The organism is Sulfitobacter sp. W002, assembly GCF_025142135.1.
Lineage (GTDB): Bacteria > Pseudomonadota > Alphaproteobacteria > Rhodobacterales > Rhodobacteraceae > Sulfitobacter > Sulfitobacter profundi.
The window spans coordinates 205,091-231,248 of sequence record NZ_CP081126.1 but is presented as its reverse complement, the minus strand read 5'-3'; the positions used below and the strand labels follow the sequence as shown (position 1 = coordinate 231,248).

The 26,158-nt window shown below is 58.6% G+C and carries 30 protein-coding genes, 1 tRNA gene and 1 riboswitch; of the genes, 7 read left to right on the top strand and 24 right to left on the bottom strand.

Annotated elements, in window-relative coordinates; genetic code table 11:
• Positions 1–479: 479 nt before the first annotated feature.
• A complete protein-coding gene (locus K3758_RS01120) occupies positions 480–1,421 on the bottom strand; it encodes a hypothetical protein (protein ID WP_259946991.1) in 942 nt (313 codons plus the stop codon).
• A gap of 309 nt (positions 1,422–1,730) precedes the next feature.
• On the opposite strand from K3758_RS01120, the gene K3758_RS01115 reads away from it, so the two are divergent.
• Positions 1,731–2,273, top strand: a complete 543-nt coding sequence (locus K3758_RS01115; protein WP_259946990.1) for a hypothetical protein — start codon at positions 1,731–1,733, stop codon at positions 2,271–2,273.
• A gap of 78 nt (positions 2,274–2,351) precedes the next feature.
• On the opposite strand, the gene K3758_RS01110 is transcribed toward K3758_RS01115, so the two are convergent.
• The 17 genes from K3758_RS01110 to K3758_RS01030 all read right to left on the bottom strand — a co-directional run bounded on the left by K3758_RS01110 (position 2,352) and on the right by K3758_RS01030 (position 13,985).
• Positions 2,352–4,904 (bottom strand): hypothetical protein, encoded by a 2,553-nt coding sequence (locus tag K3758_RS01110; RefSeq protein ID WP_259946989.1) that lies wholly within the window; start codon positions 4,902–4,904, stop codon positions 2,352–2,354.
• Positions 4,904–5,827 carry a hypothetical protein gene (locus tag K3758_RS01105; protein WP_259946988.1) on the bottom strand — a complete coding sequence of 308 codons (924 nt, stop codon included), beginning with the start codon at positions 5,825–5,827 and terminating at the stop codon, positions 4,904–4,906. Before K3758_RS01105 ends, K3758_RS01110 begins: the two co-directional genes overlap by 1 nt.
• Positions 5,828–6,249: 422 nt before the next feature.
• Complete coding sequence (locus K3758_RS01100) at positions 6,250–6,381, bottom strand: hypothetical protein (RefSeq protein WP_259946987.1); 132 nt, start codon at positions 6,379–6,381, stop codon at positions 6,250–6,252.
• Between the two features lie 53 nt (positions 6,382–6,434).
• Positions 6,435–6,662, bottom strand: a complete 228-nt coding sequence (locus K3758_RS01095) for a hypothetical protein (protein ID WP_259946986.1) — start codon at positions 6,660–6,662, stop codon at positions 6,435–6,437.
• Between the two features lie 192 nt (positions 6,663–6,854).
• On the bottom strand, positions 6,855–7,142 hold the full coding sequence (locus K3758_RS01090; RefSeq protein WP_259946985.1) for a hypothetical protein: 288 nt from the start codon (positions 7,140–7,142) through the stop codon (positions 6,855–6,857).
• 2 nt (positions 7,143–7,144) lie between these two features.
• Entirely contained in the window at positions 7,145–7,423 is a 279-nt protein-coding gene (locus K3758_RS01085) for a hypothetical protein (RefSeq protein WP_259946984.1), read from the bottom strand.
• On the bottom strand, positions 7,420–7,857 hold the full coding sequence (locus K3758_RS01080; protein ID WP_259946983.1) for a DUF5681 domain-containing protein: 438 nt from the start codon (positions 7,855–7,857) through the stop codon (positions 7,420–7,422). Before K3758_RS01080 ends, K3758_RS01085 begins: the two co-directional genes overlap by 4 nt.
• Entirely contained in the window at positions 7,854–8,684 is an 831-nt protein-coding gene (locus tag K3758_RS01075) for a hypothetical protein (protein ID WP_259946982.1), read from the bottom strand. Before K3758_RS01075 ends, K3758_RS01080 begins: the two co-directional genes overlap by 4 nt.
• A complete protein-coding gene (locus tag K3758_RS01070) occupies positions 8,684–8,887 on the bottom strand; it encodes a transcriptional coactivator p15/PC4 family protein (RefSeq protein WP_259946981.1) in 204 nt (67 codons plus the stop codon). The genes K3758_RS01075 and K3758_RS01070 overlap by 1 nt, the downstream gene beginning before the upstream one ends.
• 100 nt (positions 8,888–8,987) lie before the next feature.
• Complete coding sequence (locus K3758_RS01065) at positions 8,988–9,326, bottom strand: hypothetical protein (RefSeq protein ID WP_259946980.1); 339 nt, start codon at positions 9,324–9,326, stop codon at positions 8,988–8,990.
• Positions 9,327–9,434: 108 nt separating this feature from the next.
• Entirely contained in the window at positions 9,435–9,614 is a 180-nt protein-coding gene (locus K3758_RS01060; RefSeq protein WP_259946979.1) for an AlpA family transcriptional regulator, read from the bottom strand.
• Between the two features lie 88 nt (positions 9,615–9,702).
• Positions 9,703–10,422: a hypothetical protein gene (locus K3758_RS01055; RefSeq protein WP_259946977.1), complete on the bottom strand. Its 720-nt coding sequence runs from the start codon at positions 10,420–10,422 to the stop codon at positions 9,703–9,705.
• A complete protein-coding gene (locus tag K3758_RS01050; protein ID WP_259946974.1) occupies positions 10,412–10,594 on the bottom strand; it encodes an AlpA family transcriptional regulator in 183 nt (60 codons plus the stop codon). The genes K3758_RS01055 and K3758_RS01050 overlap by 11 nt, the downstream gene beginning before the upstream one ends.
• 73 nt (positions 10,595–10,667) lie before the next feature.
• Positions 10,668–11,855, bottom strand: a complete 1,188-nt coding sequence (locus tag K3758_RS01045) for a site-specific integrase (protein ID WP_259946973.1) — start codon at positions 11,853–11,855, stop codon at positions 10,668–10,670.
• A 267-nt stretch (positions 11,856–12,122) separates the two neighbouring features.
• Entirely contained in the window at positions 12,123–12,518 is a 396-nt protein-coding gene (locus K3758_RS01040) for a PleD family two-component system response regulator (protein ID WP_259946971.1), read from the bottom strand.
• A 75-nt stretch (positions 12,519–12,593) separates the two neighbouring features.
• Entirely contained in the window at positions 12,594–12,773 is a 180-nt protein-coding gene (locus tag K3758_RS01035) for a hypothetical protein (protein ID WP_259946970.1), read from the bottom strand.
• 129 nt (positions 12,774–12,902) lie between these two features.
• A complete protein-coding gene (locus K3758_RS01030; RefSeq protein WP_259946969.1) occupies positions 12,903–13,985 on the bottom strand; it encodes an NAD(P)/FAD-dependent oxidoreductase in 1,083 nt (360 codons plus the stop codon).
• Positions 13,986–14,238: 253 nt separating this feature from the next.
• Between K3758_RS01030 and K3758_RS01025 the strand changes: the two genes are divergently transcribed.
• The 4 genes from K3758_RS01025 (at position 14,239) to K3758_RS01010 (ending at position 18,578) form a co-directional block, all read left to right on the top strand.
• Positions 14,239–15,330: an ABC transporter ATP-binding protein gene (locus tag K3758_RS01025; protein WP_259946967.1), complete on the top strand. Its 1,092-nt coding sequence runs from the start codon at positions 14,239–14,241 to the stop codon at positions 15,328–15,330.
• A 60-nt stretch (positions 15,331–15,390) separates the two neighbouring features.
• Positions 15,391–16,434, top strand: coding sequence for an ABC transporter substrate-binding protein (locus tag K3758_RS01020; RefSeq protein WP_259946964.1), 1,044 nt, complete (start codon positions 15,391–15,393; stop codon positions 16,432–16,434).
• A 61-nt stretch (positions 16,435–16,495) separates the two neighbouring features.
• A complete protein-coding gene (locus tag K3758_RS01015; protein ID WP_259946963.1) occupies positions 16,496–17,725 on the top strand; it encodes an ABC transporter permease in 1,230 nt (409 codons plus the stop codon).
• A 4-nt stretch (positions 17,726–17,729) separates the two neighbouring features.
• Positions 17,730–18,578: an ABC transporter permease gene (locus tag K3758_RS01010; RefSeq protein ID WP_174861039.1), complete on the top strand. Its 849-nt coding sequence runs from the start codon at positions 17,730–17,732 to the stop codon at positions 18,576–18,578.
• Positions 18,579–18,637: 59 nt separating this feature from the next.
• Here the strand turns inward: K3758_RS01010 and K3758_RS01005 are convergent.
• A tRNA-Lys gene (locus K3758_RS01005) sits at positions 18,638–18,713 on the bottom strand.
• A gap of 104 nt (positions 18,714–18,817) precedes the next feature.
• On the opposite strand from K3758_RS01005, the gene dapF reads away from it, so the two are divergent.
• Entirely contained in the window at positions 18,818–19,651 is an 834-nt protein-coding gene (gene dapF / locus K3758_RS01000; protein WP_259949944.1) for a diaminopimelate epimerase, read from the top strand.
• Positions 19,648–20,901, top strand: a complete 1,254-nt coding sequence (gene mtaB / locus K3758_RS00995; protein ID WP_259946960.1) for a tRNA (N(6)-L-threonylcarbamoyladenosine(37)-C(2))-methylthiotransferase MtaB — start codon at positions 19,648–19,650, stop codon at positions 20,899–20,901. The genes dapF and mtaB overlap by 4 nt, the downstream gene beginning before the upstream one ends.
• Before the next feature lie 256 nt (positions 20,902–21,157).
• Here mtaB and K3758_RS18350 read toward each other — a convergent pair whose 3' ends face one another.
• The 5 genes from K3758_RS18350 to K3758_RS00970 all read right to left on the bottom strand — a co-directional run bounded on the left by K3758_RS18350 (position 21,158) and on the right by K3758_RS00970 (position 25,957).
• Positions 21,158–22,552: a cytochrome c1 gene (locus K3758_RS18350; protein WP_311201525.1), complete on the bottom strand. Its 1,395-nt coding sequence runs from the start codon at positions 22,550–22,552 to the stop codon at positions 21,158–21,160.
• Positions 22,553–22,563: 11 nt separating this feature from the next.
• On the bottom strand, positions 22,564–23,907 hold the full coding sequence (gene petB, locus K3758_RS00985) for a cytochrome b (RefSeq protein WP_067265773.1): 1,344 nt from the start codon (positions 23,905–23,907) through the stop codon (positions 22,564–22,566).
• 15 nt (positions 23,908–23,922) lie between these two features.
• The gene (petA, locus tag K3758_RS00980; RefSeq protein WP_259946958.1) at positions 23,923–24,483 is read right to left on the bottom strand and encodes a ubiquinol-cytochrome c reductase iron-sulfur subunit; all 561 of its coding nucleotides are present in this window, start codon (positions 24,481–24,483) and stop codon (positions 23,923–23,925) included.
• A gap of 190 nt (positions 24,484–24,673) precedes the next feature.
• The gene (locus tag K3758_RS00975; protein ID WP_259946956.1) at positions 24,674–25,282 is read right to left on the bottom strand and encodes a glutathione S-transferase; all 609 of its coding nucleotides are present in this window, start codon (positions 25,280–25,282) and stop codon (positions 24,674–24,676) included.
• Between the two features lie 60 nt (positions 25,283–25,342).
• On the bottom strand, positions 25,343–25,957 hold the full coding sequence (locus tag K3758_RS00970; RefSeq protein ID WP_259946954.1) for an FMN-binding negative transcriptional regulator: 615 nt from the start codon (positions 25,955–25,957) through the stop codon (positions 25,343–25,345).
• 59 nt (positions 25,958–26,016) lie between these two features.
• Positions 26,017–26,154, top strand: a riboswitch (FMN riboswitch).
• Positions 26,155–26,158: the final 4 nt, after the last annotated feature.

Sequence of the window (26,158 nt, the reverse complement as noted above, 5' to 3'; positions counted from 1 at the left end):
GCGTTGCACTGTTAGGCGCGCAGTACCGGTCGGTTCGCCCTTGGGTTGCTTGTGGTCGCCTAAATACAGACTACATACCAATTACTTCGTGGGAGGGTGATATGAAATCTTTGTGGGAGGACGATATGAAATTCGTACGTTTGTATTGCGCCGGAGTAGCCGCTTTGATGTCTATCCTACTCTTGCTCAACTATGCAGGATGATCGCGGTTAAAGGTCAATCGATGCATACATGGCCGCAACACTGGCCGATTCTGGATAAGCCGCACAGTGCGCCATCATCGCTGCATTGCTGCTTTGACCTGAGCGCCAAGTATAGTGGGTTTAAACGGTTTATTGGAAGCAGGGCTTCTCGAATGTTGCGATACTTTTCTCCGGTGTTTCCCTAACCAGCTTCCGGAAATGTGTTACTTTCAAGTCGACGGAGCAGCATTCATAGGAAGGCGCACTACCTCAATTGCTGACTGCCCCCACCTTCAATCATTCGTTCTCTAGCAGTTTCGGGGAGAGACGGTTGATAGCAAGCTGGGCGACTGAGGGCGGAATTTCTCTCTTCCCTTGCAGGTATCCGGCGAACTTGCCGCCATTAAAATATTCGTCCTGTAACCAGCGGCGGTACTCACCCAGTGCGTCAAGAGGATAGCAGTTCGCAATCTGTGGGTTGGATTTTGCTTGAGGGTGATCCTTGGGGTAGCGATGCGGAAACTTTTCTCGGTCCCCAAACCGGCTCCCTAGGTCCTGAGCGTCCCAATGCTTTGCCCAATGCAGCCCAATAGAAATATCCGGAACCATTTTTTCGCCAATTTGCGCGCCAGCCATGATAAGCTCATAGATAACAGTATGCGCCTCATTGAATATACTGAAGTAGCCAGAGGGAGCACTTTGATGGTTAAGTTCAATTCTTTCGTGCCATTTTCGGAGTGGTTCATCAATGCTACCAGTCGGATCATACCCGACTTGGCTGTATATCATTTCTCGTAACTTTGAACCGGCCAAAACCCGGAAATTCTTGCGAGCTTCAGGCTGAACATTAGCGCCAGCATCAAAGGCGTAATATTCCAGCACTGCGAGGCAGATTTCGGCAGGATAACAATAGTGCACTACCCCGTTATGGGGCACTTCGATGTGGGCATTTTCTACCGTAGCGCCAGCGGTCTTAAGGATCTGCTTGATCGACCTTATCCTCGGCTTTTCAACTTCATCAGCCCATTGACTGCTTATCGTCCCGATATGAGCATTCTGGACACCACACAGCGCGGCAAGCCCCCGCTGGTTGAGATATGGGGTGCCATCTGACAGGACACCCATTCCGATACCTTCGATATCGCGTTCGCGTTCGATCCCAAGATCAAGACTATCTTGGCCGGAGGTGATTTTCTCTTTGCCGCCAATCGCGGCTAACCGCTTAATATGCTTAGCCAAAGTGGTGATTTCCTTATTCAGGAGAGAAAGGGTGGTTGCGAGCAGCTCACAATCACAACTACATTAGAATGCTAGCATGGGACGGATTTTGGAGGGCATGAGTCAACCCCTTCCATAGGAAAAGCACTACCCACATTCGCCTGATTAAGAGGAAAAACCTGCGCTATTACTCGCTTAAGTTGTGGTCTATTTTTTTGCACTAGCCGTGGAAAAGCGCTGCATTCAGACTGAATCAGCGATGTTCTCGCTTGTGTGGCTAAATGAAGTTTGGTCCTCTGGCGCTACAAACTAGCGTTAGCGAGGTTCGTCATGACAAAAATCAGCGCCGCCATTAAGCCTGAAAGGTCGATCCTAGGATGGGCGAAGCCCCAAATCTTCGCTGGCGTTTTGCTGGCAGGAGCCTCGACCGGCCATGCAGGACCAGACGCTACCACAAATTACCTGATGAATACCCCTGCTACGCTGATGGACTTTGGCCTATACAAGCTGACCTCGCATATCCGGTCGCTTCTTGGAAAAGGGTTTGCGGTCTATGACTGGGACACCAATGAAATAAGGATATTGACGTTCGAACTCTTAACTCCCGAAGATCAGGCGAAGCAGGTTTGTGAAGACGTAATTTCCGACATTCGGATAGCGGCGAACGTGAGGGATGGGACAACAGTAAATGAGACGAGCAGCTTCTCAGATTTGTTCTCTCACGAGGGCTTCGTCAAAGGGGGAAAAGAACAGCACACCGAACGAATGATGGACTTGGATAAGAAATTTAGAATTGTCTGCATTACGCCTCTGGAAACATATGAGGCCCCCGTCGTGGGGACAGGATATAGCCTGCGAGTACGGTCAGATTGAAATAAGCAACGGGGGCGAGCTTGTTTCTTAACCGGCCCAATATTCCTCTAAGCGCCCACGGGGCAAACTGCCCTCGCCTCAATCTTGATTCACCGCAACCCCGGCACCAATGAGATAGGGTGCAAGCCTGCTTCTCTTCGACCCTGACAGTCGAATGTTTTCGGGCGTCCGCAGAAGCTCCTTGAACAATTCAGGGTCTTCTACCGCATCTAGCAGTAGCTGCCTCGCCCTATCGTTGGTCAAGTTGCGCAGTGCCTTGCGGGCGCGCTCTGTGAAGATATTGGCCGTCTGGATGCTACCCCCCATAGACCCGCCGCCCATGCTCCCGCCATGCCGCGCTGCGGCAATCCTGACGACCATTTCGACCATTTTGTTTGCTGGACTATCCATCACATTGCCCACGTCTGGTGCGGACTTTGCGTCTACTTTGGCTAGCTGAACGGCGATCCGACGCAGGCGCGCGACTTCTCCGCTATTGAACACCTGTGCCATTGCAGAGTGCATTTGCTTGTCTTGCATCAGCGCCAGCAGGCCCTTGCCGGACAACACACCATCCTTCGAGGTCGCACCAGCAATCAGGTGATCAGAAAAAGCAGCTTTAACGCCTGCCAGAGCCTTCCCAGTCGGGTCTTTGCGGGCGGTGGATACGACCGCTCGGGCCTGCTTCGCCGGGTTGTCCGCACCGATGATTGATAGGACCGCTTTGCCATCTTTAGTCCCCGCAAATTGAGACGCTGCGCTCTTGTCAGCCAGCTTGATCCGGGCTTCGGCCCGCGCCGCAAACGCAGATGCACTATCGCTGCTCTGCAAAGCTTTCGCAAACTCGCCCCGCAATTCGGGATAGCGCGCCATAAGTTCGCTGTTGTTGCGCATCCACTCACGCGCCCGCTTCGGCGTATAGGTGCTGCTGGCGTCTCGCATGGTAGCCGCAAACCGCCCCTTGAGGAAGTCACCGATAGCTGCACCGCCTTTTGGGGCTGCCTTTTCCAAGTCCTCTGCAGCGACCTTCCCGACAGCGCCGCCACGTCCCACTGTGCGCCCCAAAGCTGTTTCAGGTGCTATGGTGCCGTCGCCATCAATCGTGCGGTTCAAGACCTTGCCGACTGTCCCTTGGTCAAAGGTTTCATGAAGAGCACGGCTGTAGGCGCGAGCCGCGTTGATTTTGCGGCCAATATCCTTTGCCCCGTCGACTGCGCCTAGGTCTTTCAAGATGGCCTCTGCAACTTCATTGGCGATGCGCGCGCGGTTCTTGTTCTGATCGGTCCCCGCCATTGCTGAACGGGCCACCTGACGCAGCTTAGAATAGGCCCCGTGCATGTCGTTGACAGTCGCCCCCTCGGCATAGACATCGGCGCTCAGAATATCGCTGACGGCTTTGGGGATATCCTCCCGCTGTGCATAGGGAATGTTGTCGATTGCATTTTGAGCGGCAGAACGCGCGTTGTCAGTGCCAACTTTCGCCCCTCTGGGTACAGCGCTCCACAGAACACCCTCACGCTTCAATGCGGTATCAAGCTGCCCTTGAATAGCATCCGCTACCTGCACGGAGTTTTCTGTCTCAGTGGCATTGGGCCTCGTGCCCGCCTCAGTCGCCCCAGCTTTCGCCTTTGCCCATACGGCCTGCGCGTTTAGGCTTTTCCGGAACCCATCCAGCCTCCGCTCAAAGTAGCCTGTCGCGTCCTGCACATTTCCTGTGGTGGCATCGATAGCGGTTGCCGCCCTTTGCCGTGACGCGGCTTTGTTGGCTTCCAAGGCCTCGCGCAGAAGCGGGTTCTCACGCATCGCCTGCGCTTCAAGCCCCAGAAGGTTAGGATCGCCCGTCTGCTGCGCTGGCGTAAGCCCTAGGTCGTTGTCAGCCTCAATCCGGCGCCCTAGCTCTGCTGCGCGCTCTTCGCCCCCTACAAGGCCTCTCAGGCGCTCTGCGGCCACTTCCTCGGCTCCCTGCTGGGTCATAGGCAACACGCCCCGCTTGACCTCCTGAGCCGTTCTACGAGCGAGCGCTGCGCCGGGGGCTTCGGAAGCGACACGACCAGCGCCACGCGCGGTGGCCCCAAGTGCAGGCAAGGCAACAGCAGGGGCGGCTATTTCCGCAGTCTGCTGCGCCCATTCAGGCGCGCCCGCCTGTTCAAGCAGCTCGCCAGAGCCTCGACCCGTGCCTGCGGCCAGCATTTCGGTTGCTGCACCGCTTGTCGTCGCTGCCTGAGGTGCAAGCCGTTGGGCAATGGCTCCGACCATGCCGGGAGCGCGTTGGGCCAGTTGCAGACCCTTGGCAGCAGGAACCATCCCGGCTGCACCCGCTCCGGCACCCCGCCAGAAGTTGTCGGCAAACCCTTCCGCTTCGCCTTGAGCCACCTCAACGCCACCCGCCTGCATAGCGTTCTGCAAGCCATCCTTGGCTGACCCGGTGGAAAAGCCAAATTCGTCGCCATCAAACGGGTTGATCAGGTCCACTAGCCCGCCCACGCCGTCTGCGATACCACGGTTCACTTGAGACATGATCGGATGCTGTTCGCCCTTCACGCCAAGGCTGGACGCAATCTCTTCAATCGTTGCCTCTTGCTGCTCCGGCGACATGCTTAGAAAGCTATCGTCTACTTTGACCTTGCGGCCTTCAATGTTCAGAGTTGCCATTATTCAACGCTCCATTTGATGCCGCTTTTCGTTTGACCTTCGCCCGTGCCAGCTTGTCCGCCGAGTGCGCTGCCGAGGTCGATGTAGTCTTGGTAAAGCGGCAACAGGTCGTTCAAGGCCGCTTGCGCTTCGGCTATCTGTGTTCTGCTGTACTTACCTTGGCTGCTAGCAACTTCGTGGGCAGAGGCAATCGCCCGCTCGATTTCGCGTTTCATGTCGGCAACTTTGTTCGCCGCCCTGCCGGGGCCAGTGGTGAAGTCACCGGGCCGCACGGTCATGTTGTCAATCATTTCGCGGGTGAGGTTGGACGGACGCCCCGGCCACTGCGCAGAGAGGCCCTGCACGGTCCGTGTTGCGAGGCTGTCCATTGCTGTCTGCGCGCGGTCGATATCCGGTGCAGCCTGACCAAGCCCTACGCTGTCGAGAATGGTATTTGCGAGGGATGCCGCCACGCCGGGTACACCAACTGCGCCACGGGGGTTCGTGCCTTCGAAAGAATTGGTACGCTCAGGCAGGCTACCCGGCGGTGGCGTCGGTTCTGCCTGCTGTGGGGTGACTACCTGATTTGTTGCAAGGTCTGTGACGACAACTGAGCCGTCGAGCGGGTGGCGTGAGACGTTCAAGACGCCATCGACAATCCCCACTGCGGTGCGCCGGTCAACGCCGTATTCAGAGATGATACGCTCAATCTTCTGCTCTGCGGCGGACGTCTTTGGATTCGCCTCAAAGTTCGGAATATCCTGCGCCCCGGCCAGCGGGTCGAGTTCATTGATAGCCTGCCCGCTGTCGGTGACTTTCCACTTCGGCGCGGGCGGTTTGCCAAACTGGCTTGCGGCGGAAAGCCCCTCAAGCGCTCCCTCCACTTGCGCGGCAAGATAGGGGAACTCCGCCAGCGGCACAGGCTCAACGCCATACCCCTGCAAGATACGTTAAGTCCCTCTTGGTCTCCCGCTTCAAACGCAGAACCCGCAGCCATAAGGCCCTGACGCATTTTTTGGGCCTGCTCTGCCTTGGTGCGGTCGTCTTGCGTCTGTGCCCACTTCGCCGACTCTCGTGCGGCAGACTGTTTGCGGAGACTTAGCTCTTCCTCGTTGATGCGCATGTTCTGACGGGCGGACTGTACGCCAAGGGCGGCTTTGGGATCGAACCCGGCTAGAGCGTTGAGCGCATTCTGATCGCCTGCTGCAATCTGTGGGCCTTGCTCCTGATAGAGGCTGTTAAGCGCGTTGGTGCGCTGAAACTCATTTTTCTGCTGCGCAGCCTGATCGGAGCGCGCAAGCACGTTCACAAAGTCGGGCTGAGTTCCTGCGAGGATGATACGGGGGTCCAGTGACATGCTTGTTTCCTACTGCTTGCGCTCGGGGGCGTTGTGGGTTGGGCGCGGCAAGGCTGGGAGAGGCCAAGCCATGATCTCGCGCATGATGTCGCCCATCGTCTTTTCCGTGTTCAGGGCGGGTTCTTTTTCGGGGTTGTTCATGGCGCGCGTTCCTTTGGTTGATGGTATCATATTACCTCACTACGGTCACGTGTTTAACTGTCCCGTGTGGACCAAATCCGGTCGGCGCGGGCTTCAAATTCCTCTCGGGTTTCGCCCTCATCCCGCCAAATTTGGGGAATGCCTGTGCCGAGAAACGTTGCATAGCCTTTGCCATAGTCCTCGCCCTCAACAGGGCTGACGAAATGCACAACAACTGGTCCTATTTCTTCAGCGCCGGGGTGATGCCCCTCAAGACGGGCGATACGGTTCTTAATTCCCATTGCGGCGTATCCTTTCCAGATGCAGGGGCCATTCGTTGGCAAGCCAATCTTTCGCAGCCTGCTGTTCTTCGAGGGTGGGCGGCGCGCGTCGATCAGCAATGGTTTGAAGATGCTGCTCAAGCCTCAGCTTCGCATTCCCCGTTGCGGCCTTCGGTCTCTTGATTTCCAGATGTTGAAGTCTCGATGAGAGGTTCACGCCCGACCCTCCCGCTCTGAAACGCCGATCCTGCCGCTGTGCTTGGCAGCGTGCTTGAACAAGGCATCTAGGCTGCCCGCGAACAGAAGGCGTTCAGCGGTGATATTCTGATCCCGTGTTAGACTGACCTCCCATGTGGAGGGCAGCGCGGACGTTTGCCGAAGTCTGGCAATGCCTGCCTGTACCTCGCTCTTATCCCAAGCCTCCGGGATAACAGCTATGATGGTCTTGCGCGGCGCTCCGAAGGCCGTTTCAAGACGCTGCACTCTGCTTTCTCGTGTCATGCTCAAAGGTCCTCTGTGCCGGGGGCCAATATAATGGCCTTGGGATATTCAGCCCGCGCCAGCGCTATGCCTTCGGCCTCTGCTCTGCGCGCAAATGCGTCTGCGTCTTCGTCGTGGTTGCGGGCGATTTCAAAGACAGAGTCATCGCAGAGGAAAGCGGCTGCCTGACTGCCCTTCTGAGCGGTGTCATCGCCATTGTCGAAGGTCAGTGAGGTCAGTCGCACCTCTAGGCGCTGATTGCCGCGCTCAAGTTCCCGAAGTCTGTGTTTCGTGCTGCTCATTTGCTTGCCTCCAGTGCCGTGATCCGGCGTTCAATCTCGGTGGTTTCCAAGGTGCGGCGGAACTGCTCGACCACGGCCATGACCGTCGCAGCCTCCAGCGGAGTCACGTCGCCCTCTGCGATTGCTTTGAGAATGGCCCGAGCGGCCTTGGCTGCGTCCTCAGCCGTTTCAACCTCCGGCAGGGCAAAGGATACTGGCGCATCCTTCCGGGCAGGCGCTATGCGGTCGAGACACAGGCGCAGAGCGGTGACATCGCCTTCAAGCGCCTTGTGTATGGCTGCCTGCGTCAATGCCTCCTGCTGGCCCTTTAGCATCGCCTCAATGGCCTGTGTGGCCCTGTGGCGTGATCCTTTGGGCTTGCCGGGATTACCGGGGGCAAATGTGCCGTCCGGATTCCGGTCATCCGTTTTCTGCCCGTTGTTACGGTTCTTCATGGGATCGCTCCTATGCGTCTTGCTGCTTCGATAGTTTCTGAGTGAGGCCCTTGAGCCTTTCTCCCTTTCTCAGCACCTTCGACCTCTGCCGAACTCGGTGCCGTGAATGGTTGGACATTTTCCGCCGAAAATTGGTCCGTGTAGTTTTCGTCTTTTCTCGTTTTAGTCTCGTCTAAGTGTCGTCTCGTCTTAGTGTCGTGTGCCCCCACGGTGTGGGCAGGGTGGCGGCAGGGTGCCTCAAGATGATGCTGCAAGGAGGGGATGAGTGCGCAAAGTTCGACTTTCACCGCACGGTTTTGCCCATTGAGTTGCCCGGCTAGCGCCTCGTGCAAGTCGTCTTCGTAGTTGTGGCGCATCCCTGCCAAGAAGGGCTTGAACACGTCGCGGAGCTTCGACCACTCCACACTGTCGGGCTTCCACCTCTGCGCGCGTTTGATTGCGCCGACTGTGAACTCTGCCGCCGATTCCAGTATCATCGCATCCGGCGCATCGAGGTCCGCATAGTCAGCCGCAATAGATGCCATGCGGCTGGCGTTCTCAGGCGCGTTCTTCTTGAGAAACCAGCTATGAATCCGAACGAAGTCTTCATCTTCATCGAATGTCAGCAGGCCAGCTTCCGCCATCTTGTGGATAGCCGCATCAAGTTCTGTTACTGAAAGGTCAGCATCATCAGCCCAGACGGCCTTGGGATACCGGAACAGGCCGATGTATCCGCCAAGTGGCGTGAGGTGGGCGCATAGATACGCCCACCTTTCCTTATGGTTAAGCTGCCGCAGCTTCCGAGAGTGCGGCAGTGTGGTTTCAATTTGGGCGAAGGTCTTTGCCATTAGACATTCCCCCCCATGAACTGGTTCAACGCATCCAGCACATCGGGCAGCAGGGCCGCGCGAAACGCGACCCCTTGTTTGCCGGGTTTCATCTCGCCTTCACCCGCGTCAAAGAAGACGCGGACGTTAACCATATCGTGACCTTTGAACTCGCCACGGGTGACGCGGATAACCTCGCGACTGTTCTTGATGATATCTGCCACTACACGCCCTCCCCATAGTGCAGACCAGCGACGAGGCGGGCTTGGGTTGCGGTCAGGCCATAAAGGCGTTGCAAGCGGGCAATCTGGATTTTGAGGGCCATTAGCATGCGCCCTCCTTGCTGACCGGCCCCAAGAATTGGACCTTGCCTTGCAGGGTGTAGTACTTCCGCCCGTTCGCGAGGGCTTTCGTCTCGGCGTGAAGGCCGTTGTCCTCTTTCAGTCGAAAGACGATATCGCCAATCCGTACGGTAGAGGCGCAGTACAGTTCGCCAGTCAGTAGCGCATCCACAACTTGGCGCTTGCGCTTGTCCAGAATGACTTCTGTGGCCTGCCCATCGACGCCAATCACCTGATAGCGGGCGGGACTGCGTTCTTCGGGCAGGTCGCGCACCGAGAGAATCCAGCGAGGCTTCGGTTCGAAGTTAAATTCGATGTTCATTGCCGTGTTCCTTTCTTGTTGAAAGGACTGGCCAAACGCGTTACTTTCGGATTGCTTACGCCCTTCAAGATTACGCCCCGGCTCGTCCTCGTACGGCTGGGGTTTTTCTTAGGCGGCATGCTGTTGAGCAGAGGCAATGGCGTCATCCACTGCGCTTTCCACCCAGTACAGACGGCTCCCAATTTTGATCGGCGCGGGAATGCGTTTCTCGTCAACATCTCGATAGATGCTGCTGCGGGAACGCCCGCCCATCTTGTCGGAAAGTTGGTTCAGGTTGAGGTATTTCATGCTTCACCATCCACTTGCTTGGTTGCGGTAAAGCTAAAATGGCCTCAGTGGCTCAGCCTGTCATACGGGGGGTGATCAAGCATCCCCCTTACGAAGGGCGACACCGTATAACTCCGAGACTCTGTAGGTAACGGTCCTTAAGAAAGTTCGACAGCCTGTCAGCACGCGCACGGAATCCGGCGTAATCCGAGTGCGTACACCAATCCCTTAAGGTATTGTATTTTATAGAATACCCATGAATTTCTGACGAGTTAACCAAGACATCGCACGCACTGTTTGCGTTCGAAGCATCATTCCGTGTGAGATGAAGGTTAAATGCGTCCGCGATGAAGTGAGCTTCTTGATACAGAAGCCAGCGCCTTGCAAAATCGCCCTTCGGCTTCGGACCAACTCGCTTCACCCGCTTATAGCTCCCTTGAAGCTCCCCGATCATTAGCTGCCTCAATCCCACCGGCAACGGGGCTCCATTGTGTAAGTTTCGAGTGCAAATCTCTATCGCAGTATCATAGGCGTCTGGGTTTCGCTTGCCCTCGAAATACAATTCATATGCGGCAGCATCAGAAACGCGATGCCAAACTGTGTTCGGGTCAGGGTTGATGGTTTCGATACCGGGTATCAGAGCGATTGCAAGATCAGTGAGGCTTAATTCACGCATTTCAGGTAGGGTCATTCCAACCAGTTTCGGAAGGCCTTCAATTACTTCATCTGCGTAATCCAAAGCCCGCTGATAATCGCTTTCAAGTAAGGCGGCATCGTCGAAAGGATCTTCATTTAGCGACGGCTTCTCGCTAGAGAACTTAGCACACATCACAGCGCCCCTCGATCCAGCTACGCACAGCGCTCTGCCGCCAGCCAATGGCGCGAACGCCCAGCTTGGTCGCCTTCGGAAAGTCGTCCCGGTCCATCATCCTATAAATCGTAGACCTGCTAAGACCAGTCACCTCCTGTACGTCCCGGCAGCGTAGAATTTTATCAGTCATCGTTATCTCTTTGTTAAATGAATGATGCCATTCGTAGCAGGTTGTGGTTAAGGCAAAATTTAAGGAACGGGGCTTACGCAATTCTAATCACCTCGCTGGCGTTCTTGCCTGTGACGTGATCAGCCCAGCGCGCCATGAGCGGGCGGCGGCGCTCCAGTAGGTCTGTTCGACGGTAAGACCGCTCGACCTTGTTGCCGACCACATGAGCTAATGACGTTTCGACAACCACTTCAGGCACATCGGTCGTCTCCACGCACCACGTCTTAAAGCTCGACCGGAAGCCGTGAGGGCGGGCCAGAAGTCCCCTCCGCTCCATGTGACGGCTCATCGTTGCGTCCGAGATTACACCCTTACGAACGCTTGGGAACAGGTAGCCCTCTCGTGCCAACGGCTTTGCCAACTCAATGACTGCTAAGGCTTCATCAGACAAAGGCACTCGGAAGTCAGTCATGGCCCCTACCTGACCTTTCATGTTCTCTTCGGGCACAGTCCATACATTGCCTTCGATTTGATCTAGGTGGCAAAAGCGAACGCCATTTGACCGGACGGCTGTCAGGATCAGTAATCGCAGGGCGAGATGCGTGGGCGTCTGCTCTGTCAAGCTTGAGTAGAAGGCGGGGACCTCTGGCCACGGCATGTAGGGAATGTTCTTTGCCTTGTGGCGCGTCTTTCCCAGAAGCGCTTTCGCTTTCATGATTGCCTGAAGATCCACATTAAGGCCCATTGCCGCTGCATGTTCCAGGGTGATGTTCAGGCGGTTCATTGCTTTGCGGGCCGTGTCAGCCTTCTCATGCCAGATAGGTTCTAATGCGTTCCTAATATCTTGCTGATCGATTTCCTCGACAGGAACCTTACCAATTTTCGGTAGCACATGCAGTTCAAGCGGGGAGAACCAGCGCCCAGCCTTACCATCACCCTTAAGCTGCGACTTCCGAGATTCGAACGCCTCACGAGCAACCGATGCCAGCGTGTGATCTTGCCGTTCCGCTAGCCGCCGCTGCCGCTCACGCTCTTTGATGGGATCTTTGCCCTCTCGGACCACCGCCCGCCACCTCTCTGCCGCCGCTCTCGCTTCTTTCAAGGAAACAGCCTGAAGGTTGCCAATACCCATCTCACGCCGTCGCCCATGAACAGTAACGCGCAGCACCCACTGAGCGCCGCCATCTTCGCGCTTTACTAGCCAAAGCCCTCCCCCGTCTGAGTACTTGCCGGGAGGGGCGGTTCTGACCTTGGCCGAGGAAAGCTTGTTCAATGCCGCCAAATTCCTATCCCCCTCTCAATCCACCCCTATATATAGCATGACATGGGACCGGATGAAACAGGATGACACAACCGAACACAACAAAAACAGATGGTTGGATACTTACTGAAACAGGCTGACACTAGATGATACGTCAGTTCAATGCCTCTCCTGGGCACCAATATTCCCCGACAGATGATTGACTGTAGATCAGGTCTTAACCGACCCCGGTGCTACGCGCCCCGCGAGGGGGCGTTATGCCGCCCAGTCTGCGTGCAGACGCACCCCCTATTGAACGGCAACGCCTGCGTTTTTCAGACATAACTGCAGCCGCCTTCCAAGCTCTGACAGGCTAAAAGGCTTTTTCAAACAGTCGCTTGCCCCTGCCGCCAAAGCGCGGCGCAGCAGATCCGCGTCTTTTCGGGTTGAGATCATGACGACCGGAACGCCGTGGTAGAATGGCAGACCTCTGACATGGCTACAGAACTCAAGCCCGTCCATCGCAGGCATCATGAAATCCGTGATGATCACGTCTGTCGCGATCCGCTCCTTCGCCAGCGCGTCCAAGGCTTGGGCGGGGCATCCATAATCCGCCACGCATGAAAATCCGACTTCGGCGAGGGACGCCTGAATGAACTGCCGCGCAATCTCTGAATCGTCGATAACGATAGCATTCCAGTTCATTTCACCGCACCTTGCATCCTGAATCACGCCCCGAGGGCCACCGTAGCGGTGCGGCACTTAATATCGCGTGAATGCTTAAATGCGTTTGCCGACAAACAGCGCCGTGTCGGAGCGGATGCAGGCGATCTCACCCTTTTGCCAGACAAGCTCCCCCTGCGCGGTCGCGTATTTGCCCATGCTGACGCAGGCGGTGATCGGGGTGATCTCTGTGACGCTTTGGGCGGCATCGAAACTGTGGCTGAACTGAATGGACATGGCTTGTGCTCCTGAGTTGACGTTAATCAACCTTCACACATGTCGCCGCTCAATGCCTGCTGGCGTCAGGATAACGGCCCTATTCTTAGGTATATGCCAAGTCACTTTCAGACCACGAAAAGCGCCCCGTCAGCGCCGGTTCAGCAGCTTTTGGTATTTTGGCACGAACAGATCCGCGCCTTTTACCTTTTTCGTTATCCAATCGCCTGCGGTGAACAGCATCAAAAAGCTATTGCCGCGTTCCGGCCCCAAGGGCAGCACGATCGGCGCCTCCGTACCCCACGGGCGATAGGTTTTCATATCCGCCAGTTTGCGGCCCGTGATCAGCCCGGTGAGGGTCTTTTTCAACCAAGGCAATTGCCGGCTGACCGCGACGATGGTCATGGTGTCACCGGGGTCCGCCACGTCCCCGGCGGCAAAGACGTTGGGCAAGGACGAGGGGCGCAGGTGGCCATCGGTCTTGATCCGCTCTGCGGCGGTAACCTCTGCGCCGGGCAGGTTTTTCAGCAGGTCAGAACAGGCACGCGCCCCCAACACGGGAAAGATCAGATCGAATGTGCGCTCAGCCCCCCCTTCGAGAGTCACACTGCCCGCATGCGGCTCTGTCATAGAGGCAAGCCCTTCGACCTTTTTGCCAAGGATAAGCTCCACCCCGCTGGCCCTTAACTTCTTGCTCAGCGAAGCCCCAAGGCTGTCCGGCTTGGCCGCAAAGAGCTTGTCGTCCATGGTGATCACGGTGATCTTTTTGTCGGGCATTGCCTCGGCAATCTCGCCCGCAAGCTCAACCCCCACAGCCCCGGCACCGATGATGCCGACGGTTTTGGCCGCCTGCAGCTTTTCACGCGCTGCTTGGCTCGCGGCCCGCAGCCCGTCGATGTCTGCGCCCTTGGGCTTGAAGGGCGCGGCATAGTTTGAGCCGGTCGCGACAACGATGTAATCTGCGTCGACCCGCGCGCCGTCGTCGAGGGTCACACCCTCCCCGTCTACACCCGTCGCCCGCGCCGCAACCACGCGGCCGCGTTTCAGCAAGCGGTCATAGGGGATCAGCGAGTCCTCGACCAAACTGGGCTGGACCACGGCGCGGATCATCGCAGAGGCATGCACGAAATGGCTGCGCGGTTCGATCAATGTGACATCGGCGATGTCGTCCATCGCCTTGGCCAGTTCCGCCCCAAGATACCCGCCTCCTACGATTGCGATACGTTTGCCCATCGGTGCTGTCTCCTTGTGGTCATCCCAGTCTGCCGGACACTCTTGCCCATGCGGTTGGCTATCCACATAGGCGCGGGGTCATAAATTTCCCGCCCGGGATGCCAAAACCCGCCGACAGTGCCGCCAAAGTGGCCACATGCCCACCCGATAAGCGCCCAAAGCGCGGGGCCGATTCTCTTAAACGATACAACATATTGTTTAGAATCATCGCACCTGCTTAACTCCCCCCAGCGACAGGGAGAGCCGCGACACAATGAAAGACACCAAAGCAGAGACTTTTCTGCGTTTTGACAACGTCAAGAAGAGCTACGATCAGGAAAACCTCGTCGTCAAAGGCTTCGACATGGATGTGCAGGAGGGGGAGTTCATCACCCTTCTTGGCCCCTCCGGGTCGGGCAAAACCACCGTTCTGATGATGTTGGCGGGGTTTGAAAGCGTCACCTCGGGCGATATCGCCATCAACGGTAAATCGATCAACAAGACCGCGCCCAACAAGCGCAACATCGGCATGGTGTTTCAGAACTACGCGCTGTTCCCGCATATGACGGTGGCTGAAAACCTCGCCTACCCGCTGGCTGTGCGCAAAATGTCCAAGGCGGATATCAAAGAGCGTGTGGCGGAATATCTGGCGCTGGTGGAATTGTCGGCCTTTGGCGACCGCCGCCCCGGTCAGCTTTCCGGTGGCCAACGGCAGCGTGTAGCGCTGGCCCGCGCGATGATCTTTCAGCCGACGCTGATCCTGATGGACGAACCCTTGGGCGCGCTTGATAAGAACCTGCGCGAACAGATGCAGTTTGAGATCACCCGTCTGCACAAGCAGATCGGCTTTACCGTGATCTACGTGACCCACGATCAGACCGAAGCACTCTCAATGTCGGACCGGATCGCGGTCTTCAACGATGGCGTCGTGCAACAATGCGCCCCACCGGCAGAGCTGTATGAGCGCCCGGTCAATGCCTTCGTGGCCGAGTTCATCGGCGAGAATAACTTTGTGCAGGGCAAGGTCAGCCAGATCGAAGGCGAGATCGCCAAAGTAGAGACTGATACCGGCACCATCACCACGCAAACTTCCGAAGGGCTGACCGAAGGGGCGCAATGCCGCGTGTCGATCCGGCCCGAGAAACTGTTCATTCACCCCACGACCCACGCCCATGACAACGCGCTTACTGCGACCTTTGTTACGCGCATCTATGTGGGCGATTTCATCCGCTATTATTTCCGCCTACCCGACGGCACCGACATTATCGTCAAAGTGCTCAACGACCTGTCCGCGCCCGAGTTCGAAGACGGCGCGACGGCGCAGCTGTTGTCCCTGACGAAAGATTGCATCGCCTTTGCCAACTAAAGGCGACCGAGGGCAAACCGGGGCCCCGCAAAAGACCTGGACACAACAAGGAGAGACCCGATGAAGAAACATCTGACGTATCTGGCCACGACGGCGCTGCTTGCCAGCCCTGCTCTGGCCCAGGATCTGACAGTGACATCTTTTGGCGGCGCATATGGCGCCGCGCAGATGGAGCACATGATCGAACCCTATATGAAGGAATCCGGCACCAACGTCCTGTTCGAAGACTACGGCGGCGGCGTGGCCGAGATGAAGGCGCAGGTGGAGGCCGGGAATATCCTGTGGGATGTCGTCGACATCGAAGTGATTGACCTCGAACGCGCCTGTGCTGAGGGTTATCTGGAAGTGATCGACCAATCCGTCCTGCCCGATGGCGACGATGGCACCGCAGCGGCGGATGACTTCATCGAAGACGCGCTGGCCAATGAATGTGGCGTCGGCAATATTGTCTGGTCCGTTGTCTTTGCCGTGAACACCGAAAACGGCGAAGGCCCGAAAACCATCGCGGATTTCTTTGACACCGAAAAATTCCCCGGCAAACGTGGTCTGCGCAAGCGCCCGCAGGTGAATATGGAGTGGGCCCTGCTGGCTGACGGTGTGCCGAAGGAAGAAATCTATGAGGTGCTGGCAACCGAAGAAGGCCAGAAACGCGCCTTTGCCAAGCTCGACACCATCAAGGATGACATCACTTGGTACGATAGCTGGTCTCAGGCCCCCGTTCTGCTGAACGATGGCGGTGCGACCATGGTGCAATCCGCTAACGGTCGTATCTTTGCCGCGATCAAAGACGATGGCGCACCGTTTGAGATCGTTTGGGACAGCCATGTCTATGACCTCGACGTCTGGGCGATCATGAAGGGCACCAAGAAGAAAGACCTCGCGATGGAGTTCATCAAGTTCGCCACCGGCACCGTGCCGCTGTCGGGTATGCAGGATGTGGCCTATGGCCCCACCCGCAACTCGGCTCAGGCGCTGCTGCCCGATGAGGTCAAGCAAGACCTGCCGACCGCACACCTTGATGAGGGCGTGAAGGCCGACGGCATCTTCTGGGCCGACTATGGCGAAAGCCTTGGCGAGAAGTTCAACGAATGGCTGCTGCAATAAGCACCCCTGCCCCGCGCCTTAACCGGCGCGGGGTTTCCCCCCTTTAAAGACGAGACCCAGTGTGCCCAGCCTGAACACCCAAGACGCCGCCAACGCCCGTCGCCAATTGCGCCGCCGCCGCACGCAGGCGTTTCTGTTTGTGGTGCCGCTGCTGGTCTTTATCCTTTTCGCCTTTGTCGCCCCGATCACCACGATGCTGTTCCGCAGTGTCTATAACCCCACCGTCGCCGAACTGGTACCCGACACGCTGACCATGCTGGAAGACTGGGAGGGCGAGACCCTGCCCGATCCGGCTGTGGTGACGCAAATGGCCATCGACATGAAGCGCATGGCCAACAACCGCACCTCCGGAAAATTTGCTGATGAGATCAACCGCGCCCTACCGGGCATGTCGAGCGTGATCAAATCCACCGCCCGCGGGTTGCGCCGCGCCGATGATGCGGAACTCGCCGCCAATGGGGCCGAGATGCTGCTGGCCGAGAATGACCGCTGGGCCAAGCCCGCCACATGGCGCGCAATCCGCAGCGCCGGGCAGGCCTATACCTCAAGCTATTACCTCACCGCCGTCGATCTGGAATATGATGCCGAGGGCGAGATCATCATGCGTGATACGCAGATCTACAAACAGCTCTATACCAAGACGCTGAAGATGGCGCTGATCATCACCGGGCTGACCATGTTGCTGGGCTATCCGCTGGCGTTTTACATGTCCCAAGCCTCTCCGGCGACGGCGAACTTCCTGATGGTCTTTGTGCTGCTGCCGTTCTGGACCTCGCTTCTGGTGCGCACCACCGCTTGGATCGCGCTGTTGCAAGCGGGCGGCGTGGTGAACTCTACGCTGATTTGGGCGGGGCTGATCAATGAGCCGATTGAACTGCTCTACAATGAGTTTTCTACGATCCTTGCCATGACCCACATCCTGCTGCCCTTCATGGTGCTGCCGCTCTATGCGGTGATGCGCGGGATCGATGCGAGCTTCATGCGCGCCGCGATTTCGATGGGCTCGAACCCCATCGGCGCGTGGTACAAAATCTACCTGCCGATGAGCCTGCCGGGCCTCTCGGCTGGGGCGCTGTTGGTCTTCATCATCTCGGTTGGCTACTACATCACCCCGGCGCTGGTGGGCGGCACCGATGGTCAAATGATCTCCAACATCATCGCCTTCCACATGCAGGTCTCGAACAACTGGGAACTGGCGGCGGCGCTTGGCTCGCTCCTCTTGATCCTGATCCTTGTCCTCTACTGGCTGTTCGACCGTTTCGTCGGCACCGACAACCTCAAGCTGGGATGACGCCATGAGCCCATTGCCCGACTATTACACGATCTGGCACAAAGCGGGCCACTACGGCCTGCGCATCATGGCGGCCTTGGTGCTCATCTTTCTGATGCTGCCGATCCTCGTGATCATGCCGCTGTCGTTCAATGCCGAGCCGTTCTTTACCTTCACCCAAGGCATGTTGTCACTCGACCCCGACGCCTATTCGACGCGCTGGTATCAAGAGATTGTCGATGACCAAAAATGGCGCATCGCGATCCGCAACAGCTTCCTTGTCGGCATTGCAGCCGCCAGTATCGCTACGGTTCTGGGGACACTGGCCGCCGTCGGCCTCGCCTCGCCTTGGATGCCGTTCAAACGGGTCATCACCGCGCTGCTGCTGTCGCCGATGATCGTGCCGTTGATCATCATCGCGGCGGGCATGTTCTTTTTCTATACGCAGTTCAATCTGGTCGGCACCTTCACCGGGCTGATCATCGCCCATGCGGCGCTCGGCGTGCCCTTCGTCATCATCACCGTCACCGCCACGCTCAGCGGCTTTGACCGCTCACTCTTCGTGGCTGGGCTCAGCCTTGGCGCCTCTCCGATCAAGGTGTTCTGGGACGTGGTGATACCACTCATCCGCCCCGGCGTGATCTCGGGCGGGCTTTTTGCCTTTGTCACATCCTTTGACGAGGTGGTGCTGGTGCTCTTCCTCGCAGGTCCCGAACAGCGCACGATTCCGCGGCAAATGTTCTCGGGCCTGCGTGAGCAAATCAACCCGACGATTCTGGCGGTGGCGACGCTGCTGGTGGTGCTCTCGGCGACGATGCTTTTCGTGCTGGAAGCGTTGCGGCGTCGTTCGGCGCGGCTGCGCGGTCAGGAATAGGCGAACCGCTTTCACGGCACCAAACACCTGATCCACAACCATATTCGGGGGGGGGTGAGTGGTGAGCCGTGATGGGTTCGAACCATCGACCTACTGATTAAAAGTCAGTTGCTCTACCAACTGAGCTAACGGCCCACTAGGCGGGTAACTAGAAATTACGGGCGGCAGGGTCAAGCCCTTAATTACGAAAATAATGCGAGATGCTGGATTAGTTTTCATGCCGGGGTTATATGCCCCGAATGTACAGCGATCAGACCCCCGGATTGCCCTTCATGAAAATGCATGGGCTAGGCAATGACTTCGTCGTGTTTGATGCACGTGCGGAGGCAATCGACGTGACCCCGGCGATGGCGCAGGCCATCGGGCACCGGCAATTTGGCGTGGGATTTGATCAGCTTGCGGTGATTACGCGCGGGACGGGCGACGCGCATCTGACCTTTTACAATTCCGACGGCTCCCTCTCTGCTGCCTGCGGCAACGCCACCCGCTGCATCGCGCGCTACCTGATGGACGAGTCGGGGCGCGATTCGCTGCACCTGACCACCGCGCGGGGCGATCTGGCGGCGAAGGACGCCGGGGGCGGCCTGACCTCCGTCAATATGGGCCACCCGCAGTTGAATTGGGACGAGGTGCCACTGGCGCGCGAAATGGACACGCTGCACCTGCCGATCGACGGCGACCCCGTCGCCACCGGCATGGGCAACCCGCATTGCACCTTTTTCGTCGATGATGCCGAGGCGGTGGATCTCTCCGATCTCGGCCCCCGCGCCGAGCATGACCCGCTTTATCCTGAGCGCACCAACGTCCAAGTGGCGCAAATCGTCGGGCCGGACCATATCCGCATGCGCGTTTGGGAGCGCGGCGTGGGCGTCACGCTGGCCTCGGGCTCGTCGTCCTGCGCCACAGCCGTCGCCGCCGCGCGCCGGGGCCTCTCGGGCCGCGCCGTGCGTATCGACCTCGACGGCGGCACACTGCACATCGATTGGCGTGAGGATGGCGTCTGGATGACGGGGCCGACCGCCCATGTCTTCTCCGGCACCTTCACTCCCGAGTTTCTGGAGAGCCTGACATGAGCGCCCCGATCTTCAGCACCATGGGCTGCCGTCTCAACGCCTATGAGACCGAGGCGATGAAAGAACTGGCCGAACAGGCCGGGTTGCAAAACGCCGTGGTGGTCAACACCTGCGCCGTCACCGCCGAGGCCGTGCGCAAAGCGCGCCAAGACATCCGCAAGCTGCGCAAGGCGCACCCCGATGCACGGCTGATCGTCACCGGCTGCGCCGCACAGACCGAGCCCGAGACCTTTAACGCCATGCCCGAGGTCGACGCCGTTATCGGCAACACCGAAAAGATGCAGGGCGCGACATGGCAGGGCATGGCCGCCGATTTCATCGGCGAGACCGAGACCGTGCAGGTCGACGACATCATGTCCGTGACCGAAACGGCGGGCCATTTGATCGACGGGTTCGGCACCCGCAGCCGGGCCTATGTGCAGGTGCAAAACGGCTGCGACCATCGCTGCACCTTCTGCATCATTCCTTACGGTCGCGGCAATTCCCGCTCGGTCCCCGCAGGGGTCGTGGTGGACCAGATCAAGCGGCTGGTCGACAAAGGCTTTAACGAGGTGGTGCTGACCGGAGTCGATCTGACATCATGGGGGGCCGATCTGCCCGCCACACCAAAGCTCGGCGACCTGGTGATGCGAATCTTGCGTCTGGTGCCCGATCTGCCGCGCTTGCGGATCTCCTCGATCGATTCGATTGAGGTGGATGAAAACCTAATGCAGGCCATCGCGACGGAGCCACGCCTGATGCCGCATCTGCATCTGTCGCTGCAACACGGCGATGACATGATCCTCAAGCGCATGAAACGCCGCCACCTGCGCGACGATGCGATCCGTTTCGCCCAAGAGGCCCGCGCCTTGCGGCCCGACATGACCTTTGGTGCCGACATCATCGCCGGTTTCCCGACCGAGACCGAAGCGATGTTCGAAAACTCGATGAAACTTGTCGAGGAATGTGACCTGACATGGCTGCATGTCTTCCCCTATTCCGCCCGCCCCGGCACCCCCGCGGCGCGGATGCCCGCAGTGAACGGTGCTGCAATCAAAACCCGCGCGGCACGGCTGCGTGCGGCGGGTGAGCAGCAAGTGCAACGGCATCTGGAGGCGCAGGTGGGGCAAACCCATGATGTGCTGATGGAGAACCCTCACATGGGGCGCACGGCGCAGTTCACCGAGGTGAGCTTTGCCGCGCCACAGGACGAGGGCGAGATCGTGCGGACCGAGATTACTGGAATTTCGGGCACGCAGCTGACCGCCTAGCGCGAAGGGCATCGCCCTCCCTGGGGGGCGATGGAGCGAGGCTGTGGTCGGAACGGCTGCCGTACTCGAAACGACTCCGCATCATGAAACCTCGCTAAATCGCCCTCCGGGGGGAGGGAGGGCGATGCCCGGTGTGCCACCGGGCGGAACCTGTTGAGAGGTTTTAGGCCAAATGGCCGCCGTCATTACGCATGGCCACAAAAGCAAAAGGGCGCCGGTTTCCCGCCGCCCTTCATTTCCAAAAGCCGTGGCCCGATCAGCCGTCCTTGCGGCGGTTCTTGACCGGCGCCCAAAGCTTTTTGTTGGTCAGGTACAGCAGCACCGACAACAGACCCAACAGCACGACCCCGGCAAAGCCAGCCTGCTTGCGCGCGCCCAGTTTTGGCTCGGCGGTCCACATCAGGAAGGCAGAGACGTCCTCGGCCATGTGCTGCACGTCATTGGCATGGTCATCCGCGAACTCGACCAGCTCATCCGACAGCGGGGGCGCCATGGCGATCCAGCCGCCGGGGAAGACGGTGTTCTCATAAAGAACCGTGCCCGCTTGCTCTTTCTCTTCGCCTGTGTAGCCGGCCAGAAGTGCGGTGATATACTCCGGCCCGCCGATCCCTTTCAGGAACTGGTTGATGCCCAAACCGTAAGGACCGTGGAACGCGGCGCGTTTCTTGGCCATCAGGGACAGGTCAGGTGCGTTCGGCAGGTTGGAGCCGGGGAAGTGGTCAACCGGGGTGCCGGGGCGGGTGTCGTCCAGCTCGGCGTCATAGACGTCATAGCCTTTTGCGTATTCGATCACCTGATCTTCGGGCATGTTCGGACCGCTTTCGTCCGCCAACGTCCGCATCGCGACATATTCCAGACCGTGGCACGCTGCACAAACCTCGGTGTAAATCTGCAGACCGCGCTGAAGCTGGTTTACGTCGTAACCGCCGAACGGACCATCGAAAGAGAAATCAATGTTGTCGATATGCGGTGTGGCGTGGGAATCGCCGCCGTGGTCATCGTCACCGGCATGATCGTCCGAGGCATGCTCTTCGCCGTGATCATCCGCTTCCATGACGCCAACGTTGGGGTCATCGCCATGCGCTTGGCCGTCGACGTCGTCTTCGGCGATCACTTCGTTTTCAGCGTTTTCCTCGGCTGTCGATTGCGCTTCGTCCGTGGCTTCGACCTCCTCGGCAGGCGCTTCTTCTGCGTCTTCGGCGGAAACCTCTTCGGGCGCTTCCTCGGTGGCAGCATCCTCAGTGGCGGTTTCTTCGGCCGGGGCCTCTTCCGCTACTGGTGCTTCCTCGGCAGGCACCGTTTCAGCCGGAGCTTCCTCGGTTGTCGCCTCTTCAGCAGGAGCTTCTTCAACCGGAGCCTCTTCAGCAGGTGCCTCTTCGGTTGCGGTCTCCTCAGCAGGGGCTGCCTCAACCGCGGGCTCCTCTGCCGGGGCCGCGTTAACCTCGGGTTCGGCTGCGGTGGTGTCAGCTTCGGCAGGTGTTTCTTCCGCCGCTGGCGCTTCAGCAGGCGCGGTTTCGGCTTCGGCCTCCGGCGTTTCCGCCGGAGTTGTTAGCAGTTCTTCTTCTGTCGCTGTGTCCTGCGCCAGCACCGCCGTTCCCGGCAGGGCAAGGCCCAGAGTTACCACGGCAGAAAGGAGGTTGGTCTTCATCATGGTCATGATCCTTATTCCGCCGGGTTCACAAGCGTCTTGGTGCCGCCTGCCTTGGGCGCGTAATGCGCGTCAAAGTCGGCTTCGATGGTTTCAGGCTGCGCCAGCGGCTTCTCGATCACGCCCAAGAGGGGCAGGATCACGAGGAAGTAGGCGAACCAATAGGCCGAAGCGATCAGTGAGAAGCTCGCATAGGGCTCTTCTGCGGGCATCGCACCCAGCCACATCAGGGCGAAGAAGTCGATCACCAGCAGGGCGAACCACCATTTGAACATTGGACGATACCGGCCCGAACGCACGCTGGATGTGTCCAGCCACGGCACCAGCGCCATAACCGCAATCGCACCGAACATCGCCAGCACGCCAAAGAATTTGGCGTCGATGATGCCACCGGTCACGAAGGACGCGATTTGCACAACCCAAACCTCAGACGTAAAGGCCCGCAAGATCGCATAGAACGGCAAGAAGTACCATTCCGGCACGATGTGTGCAGGCGTCGCCAGAGCGTTGGCTTCGATGTAGTTGTCCGGGTGGCCCAGATAGTTCGGCATGAAGCCAACAACTGCGAAGAACAGCGTCAGGATCACGGCCAGCGCGAACAAGTCCTTGATCACGAAGTAGGGCCAGAACGGCAGCGTGTCTTTCTTGGCGTCTTCTTTCGAGGTGCGGCGCACTTCGACCCCGGTGGGGTTGTTATTGCCGGTCGTGTGGAATGCCCAGATGTGGAGAACCACAAGGCCCGCAATCACGAAGGGCAGCAGATAGTGCAGCGAGAAGAAGCGGTTCAGCGTCGCGTTATCAACGGCAGGTCCACCCAGCAGGAATGTCTGCAGTGTTTCACCGACGAAGGGAACCGCGCCAAAGAGGCCGGTAATCACGGTCGCGCCCCAGAAGGACATCTGACCCCAAGGCAGAACGTAGCCCATAAAGCCTGTGGCCATCATCAGCAGGTAGATCAGCATGCCGATGATCCATGTGATCTCACGCGGGGCTTTATAGGACCCATAGTAGAGACCACGGAAAATATGCGCATAGACCGCGATAAAGAACAGCGACGCGCCGTTCATATGCAGATAGCGGATCATATAGCCGCCGTTAACGTTGCGCATGATGTGCTCAACCGACGAGAAGGCCAGATCGACATGCGGCGTGTAGTGCATCACCAGAACGATGCCGGTGATGATCTGCAGTGCCAGACAGAAAGTCAGCACGATGCCCCAGATCCACATCCAGTTCAGGTTCTTGGGCGTGGGGATCATCAATGTGTCGTACAAAAGGCCAACGATGGGAAGGCGGCGGTGCAGCCACTTTTCGCCGTTCGAATTCGGCTCGTAATGGTCGTGAGGAATTCCAGACATCTCTCTTCCGCTCCCTTAACCCAGTTTGATCGTGGACTCGTCCACGAATTCGGCGACAGGCACCGGCAAGTTGCGTGGCGCCGGCCCTTTACGGATGCGGCCCGCGGTATCGTAGTGCGACCCGTGGCAGGGACAGAACCAGCCGCCAAAGTCGCCAGCATCACCCAAAGGCACGCAGCCGAGGTGTGTACAAACGCCCATCTGAACCAGCCATTCGCCAGTTTCGTCCAACGCGCGGTTCGCGTCGGTGGCAGGCACATCGCTGCCAAGGTTTGCGTTCTGCGCGATGGGGTCCGGCAGACTGGACACGTCGACAGCGCTTGCTTCTTCGATCTCGGCCTCTGTGCGGCGGCGAATGAACACCGGCTTGCCCAGCCATTTCACGGTCAGCTGCGTCCCGACTTCAACGCCGGACACATCCACACGAATGGACGACAGCGCCTTTACGTCGGCAGAGGGGTTCATCTGGTTGACCAGCGGCCAGACGGCGGCACCAACGGCGACGGCACCTGTACCGGCTGTCGCGTAATACAGGAAATCCCTCCGGGTGCCTGCGTGTTCTTCTGCTTGGGACACGGGTTTACTCCAATTCTTGGCCGAATTCGGCCGTCAGACATAGGGGTGGCGTCACCTTGCCACCTGACTTCTCGCCGCTATCTACCGGGATGGACCGCGCCCGTCCAGATGTCAAAGCCGCGCATCTGGGATCAACCGCGCCACAACGCGGCAAAAATACCGCGATTGTGGCAATATCATTACGGCCCGATTACTGCGGCGGCGCCGTATGCATCATCGCGGGACGCGAATCAAAGGCATCGAACCACGCCGCCAGATCAGGGTTTCCGGCCCGCCAATCGCGTGCGCCATGGCGGAAATCGACATAGCCCAACGCACAGCCAACCGCGATTTGCCCCATATCCAAAGGCCCCGCCAAATGCGCCGCCCATTGATTGTTCAGCGTTTTACAGGCCCGTTCAACCTTGCCCCACTGGCCCTCGACCCATTCAGGCATGCGTTTGTCTTCGGGGCGCAGCTTGCCTTCGTAGACCATGGCGAGCGCTGCATCGAGCATCCCGTCCGCCGTGGCCTCTAGCGTCAAAGTGTCCCACCTGCTTGCACCTTGGGGGTAAAGCCCCGCTCCGGCGCGGTCATCCAGATAGGCGCAGATCACCCGGCTGTCATAAAGCGTGCATCCGTCCGGTCGCTCCAGTGCGGGCACTTTGGTCAGCGGGTTGCGCACGGCAAAGCCCTCGGCCGGGGCCAGCGGCGTGCCCGAGGTCGGCTCCAGCGCGACATCATCAAGCTGGCCAGTTTCGTGCAGCAGCACCATGACCTTGCGGACATAGGGCGAGGTTTGAGAATAAAATAGTTTCACGTGAAGTTCCCCCTTGGTTGCCCGCACTATTCAACGGGGCCGCGCCTGACGCAACGGCGTTCAAGCGCCCCGCATCAATGCCGCCATCACCGCAGGCTCTGTCCCGAACCCATGCGCCGCCATCTGATCCGCCGCCGCCAGACGCACAGCCTCATCCTTGTTCTGGCCCAGCTTCCACGTGCCATCGATCCCGGTGACGCGGATCTGGCAGGGCACGATCATACGCAGCATCTTGTCGCGCGCCTCGGGGGTCATCTTGTCCATCTTCCACGGGGTCTTGGGGGCCAGCCGCGCCTCATAGATCGCCGATTGCCGCGCCAGCAGGTCGGGCAGTTCCTCTGCCGGGCGCGCCTCTAGCATCCCGGTCAGATGCACGGCGACATAGTTCCATGTCGGCACTTGGTCTTCGATGCCGTACCAATCGGGCGAGACATAGCTGTCGGCCCCGCTCACCGCCAAACACACCGGCTGCGGGGCCTTCAGCGCCCGCGCGATGGGGTTTGAGCGCACCAGATGCAGCTCTGCCAAATCCCCGGGGGCGTTCAGAATGAAGGGCACATGCGCCATCAATGGCCCCTCGGCGGCGTTGATCGCCAGCACGCCAAAGCCCGTGTCGCGGGCAAAAGCGAGGTTCCTGTCTCGGCCCTCTTTGCGGTAGATCGGGTTGGGATGCATGGCGGCTCCTCGGGCGTTTCTTTTGGTATTGCAGAGCCTTCCCCAACTTGGCAACCTAGCATCATTCTCAGGGCGGGGCGAAATTCCCCACCGGCGGTAAGCGGTTCCCGCAAGCCCGCGAGCGGCCCCACGGGGTGTCAGCAGATCTGGTGCGATTCCAGAGCCGACGGTCACAGTCCGGATGGAAGAGAATGCGAACAC

Excerpts from the sequence above, each read along its gene's own strand:
- mtaB (WP_259946960.1), top strand. The coding sequence starts at position 19,648 with ATGAGCGCCCCGATCTTCAGCACCATGGGCTGCCGTCTCAACGCCTAT.
- K3758_RS01040 (WP_259946971.1), bottom strand. The coding sequence starts at position 12,518 with ATGAACTGGAATGCTATCGTTATCGACGATTCAGAGATTGCGCGGCAG.
- dapF (WP_259949944.1), top strand. The coding sequence starts at position 18,818 with ATGTACAGCGATCAGACCCCCGGATTGCCCTTCATGAAAATGCATGGG.
- K3758_RS01010 (WP_174861039.1), top strand. The coding sequence starts at position 17,730 with ATGAGCCCATTGCCCGACTATTACACGATCTGGCACAAAGCGGGCCAC.
- K3758_RS01060 (WP_259946979.1), bottom strand. The coding sequence starts at position 9,614 with ATGAAATACCTCAACCTGAACCAACTTTCCGACAAGATGGGCGGGCGT.
- K3758_RS18350 (WP_311201525.1), bottom strand. The coding sequence starts at position 22,552 with ATGATGAAGACCAACCTCCTTTCTGCCGTGGTAACTCTGGGCCTTGCC.
- K3758_RS01050 (WP_259946974.1), bottom strand. The coding sequence starts at position 10,594 with ATGACTGATAAAATTCTACGCTGCCGGGACGTACAGGAGGTGACTGGT.
- K3758_RS00970 (WP_259946954.1), bottom strand. The coding sequence starts at position 25,957 with ATGCATCCCAACCCGATCTACCGCAAAGAGGGCCGAGACAGGAACCTC.
- K3758_RS01115 (WP_259946990.1), top strand. The coding sequence starts at position 1,731 with ATGACAAAAATCAGCGCCGCCATTAAGCCTGAAAGGTCGATCCTAGGA.
- K3758_RS01020 (WP_259946964.1), top strand. The coding sequence starts at position 15,391 with ATGAAGAAACATCTGACGTATCTGGCCACGACGGCGCTGCTTGCCAGC.
- petB (WP_067265773.1), bottom strand. The coding sequence starts at position 23,907 with ATGTCTGGAATTCCTCACGACCATTACGAGCCGAATTCGAACGGCGAA.
- K3758_RS01025 (WP_259946967.1), top strand. The coding sequence starts at position 14,239 with ATGAAAGACACCAAAGCAGAGACTTTTCTGCGTTTTGACAACGTCAAG.
- K3758_RS01095 (WP_259946986.1), bottom strand. The coding sequence starts at position 6,662 with ATGGGAATTAAGAACCGTATCGCCCGTCTTGAGGGGCATCACCCCGGC.
- K3758_RS01090 (WP_259946985.1), bottom strand. The coding sequence starts at position 7,142 with ATGACACGAGAAAGCAGAGTGCAGCGTCTTGAAACGGCCTTCGGAGCG.
- K3758_RS01085 (WP_259946984.1), bottom strand. The coding sequence starts at position 7,423 with ATGAGCAGCACGAAACACAGACTTCGGGAACTTGAGCGCGGCAATCAG.
- K3758_RS01035 (WP_259946970.1), bottom strand. The coding sequence starts at position 12,773 with ATGTCCATTCAGTTCAGCCACAGTTTCGATGCCGCCCAAAGCGTCACA.
- K3758_RS01100 (WP_259946987.1), bottom strand. The coding sequence starts at position 6,381 with ATGAACAACCCCGAAAAAGAACCCGCCCTGAACACGGAAAAGACGATG.
- K3758_RS01110 (WP_259946989.1), bottom strand. The coding sequence starts at position 4,904 with ATGGCAACTCTGAACATTGAAGGCCGCAAGGTCAAAGTAGACGATAGC.
- K3758_RS01065 (WP_259946980.1), bottom strand. The coding sequence starts at position 9,326 with ATGAACATCGAATTTAACTTCGAACCGAAGCCTCGCTGGATTCTCTCG.
- K3758_RS01055 (WP_259946977.1), bottom strand. The coding sequence starts at position 10,422 with ATGTGTGCTAAGTTCTCTAGCGAGAAGCCGTCGCTAAATGAAGATCCT.
- K3758_RS01080 (WP_259946983.1), bottom strand. The coding sequence starts at position 7,857 with ATGAAGAACCGTAACAACGGGCAGAAAACGGATGACCGGAATCCGGAC.
- K3758_RS01030 (WP_259946969.1), bottom strand. The coding sequence starts at position 13,985 with ATGGGCAAACGTATCGCAATCGTAGGAGGCGGGTATCTTGGGGCGGAA.
- K3758_RS01075 (WP_259946982.1), bottom strand. The coding sequence starts at position 8,684 with ATGGCAAAGACCTTCGCCCAAATTGAAACCACACTGCCGCACTCTCGG.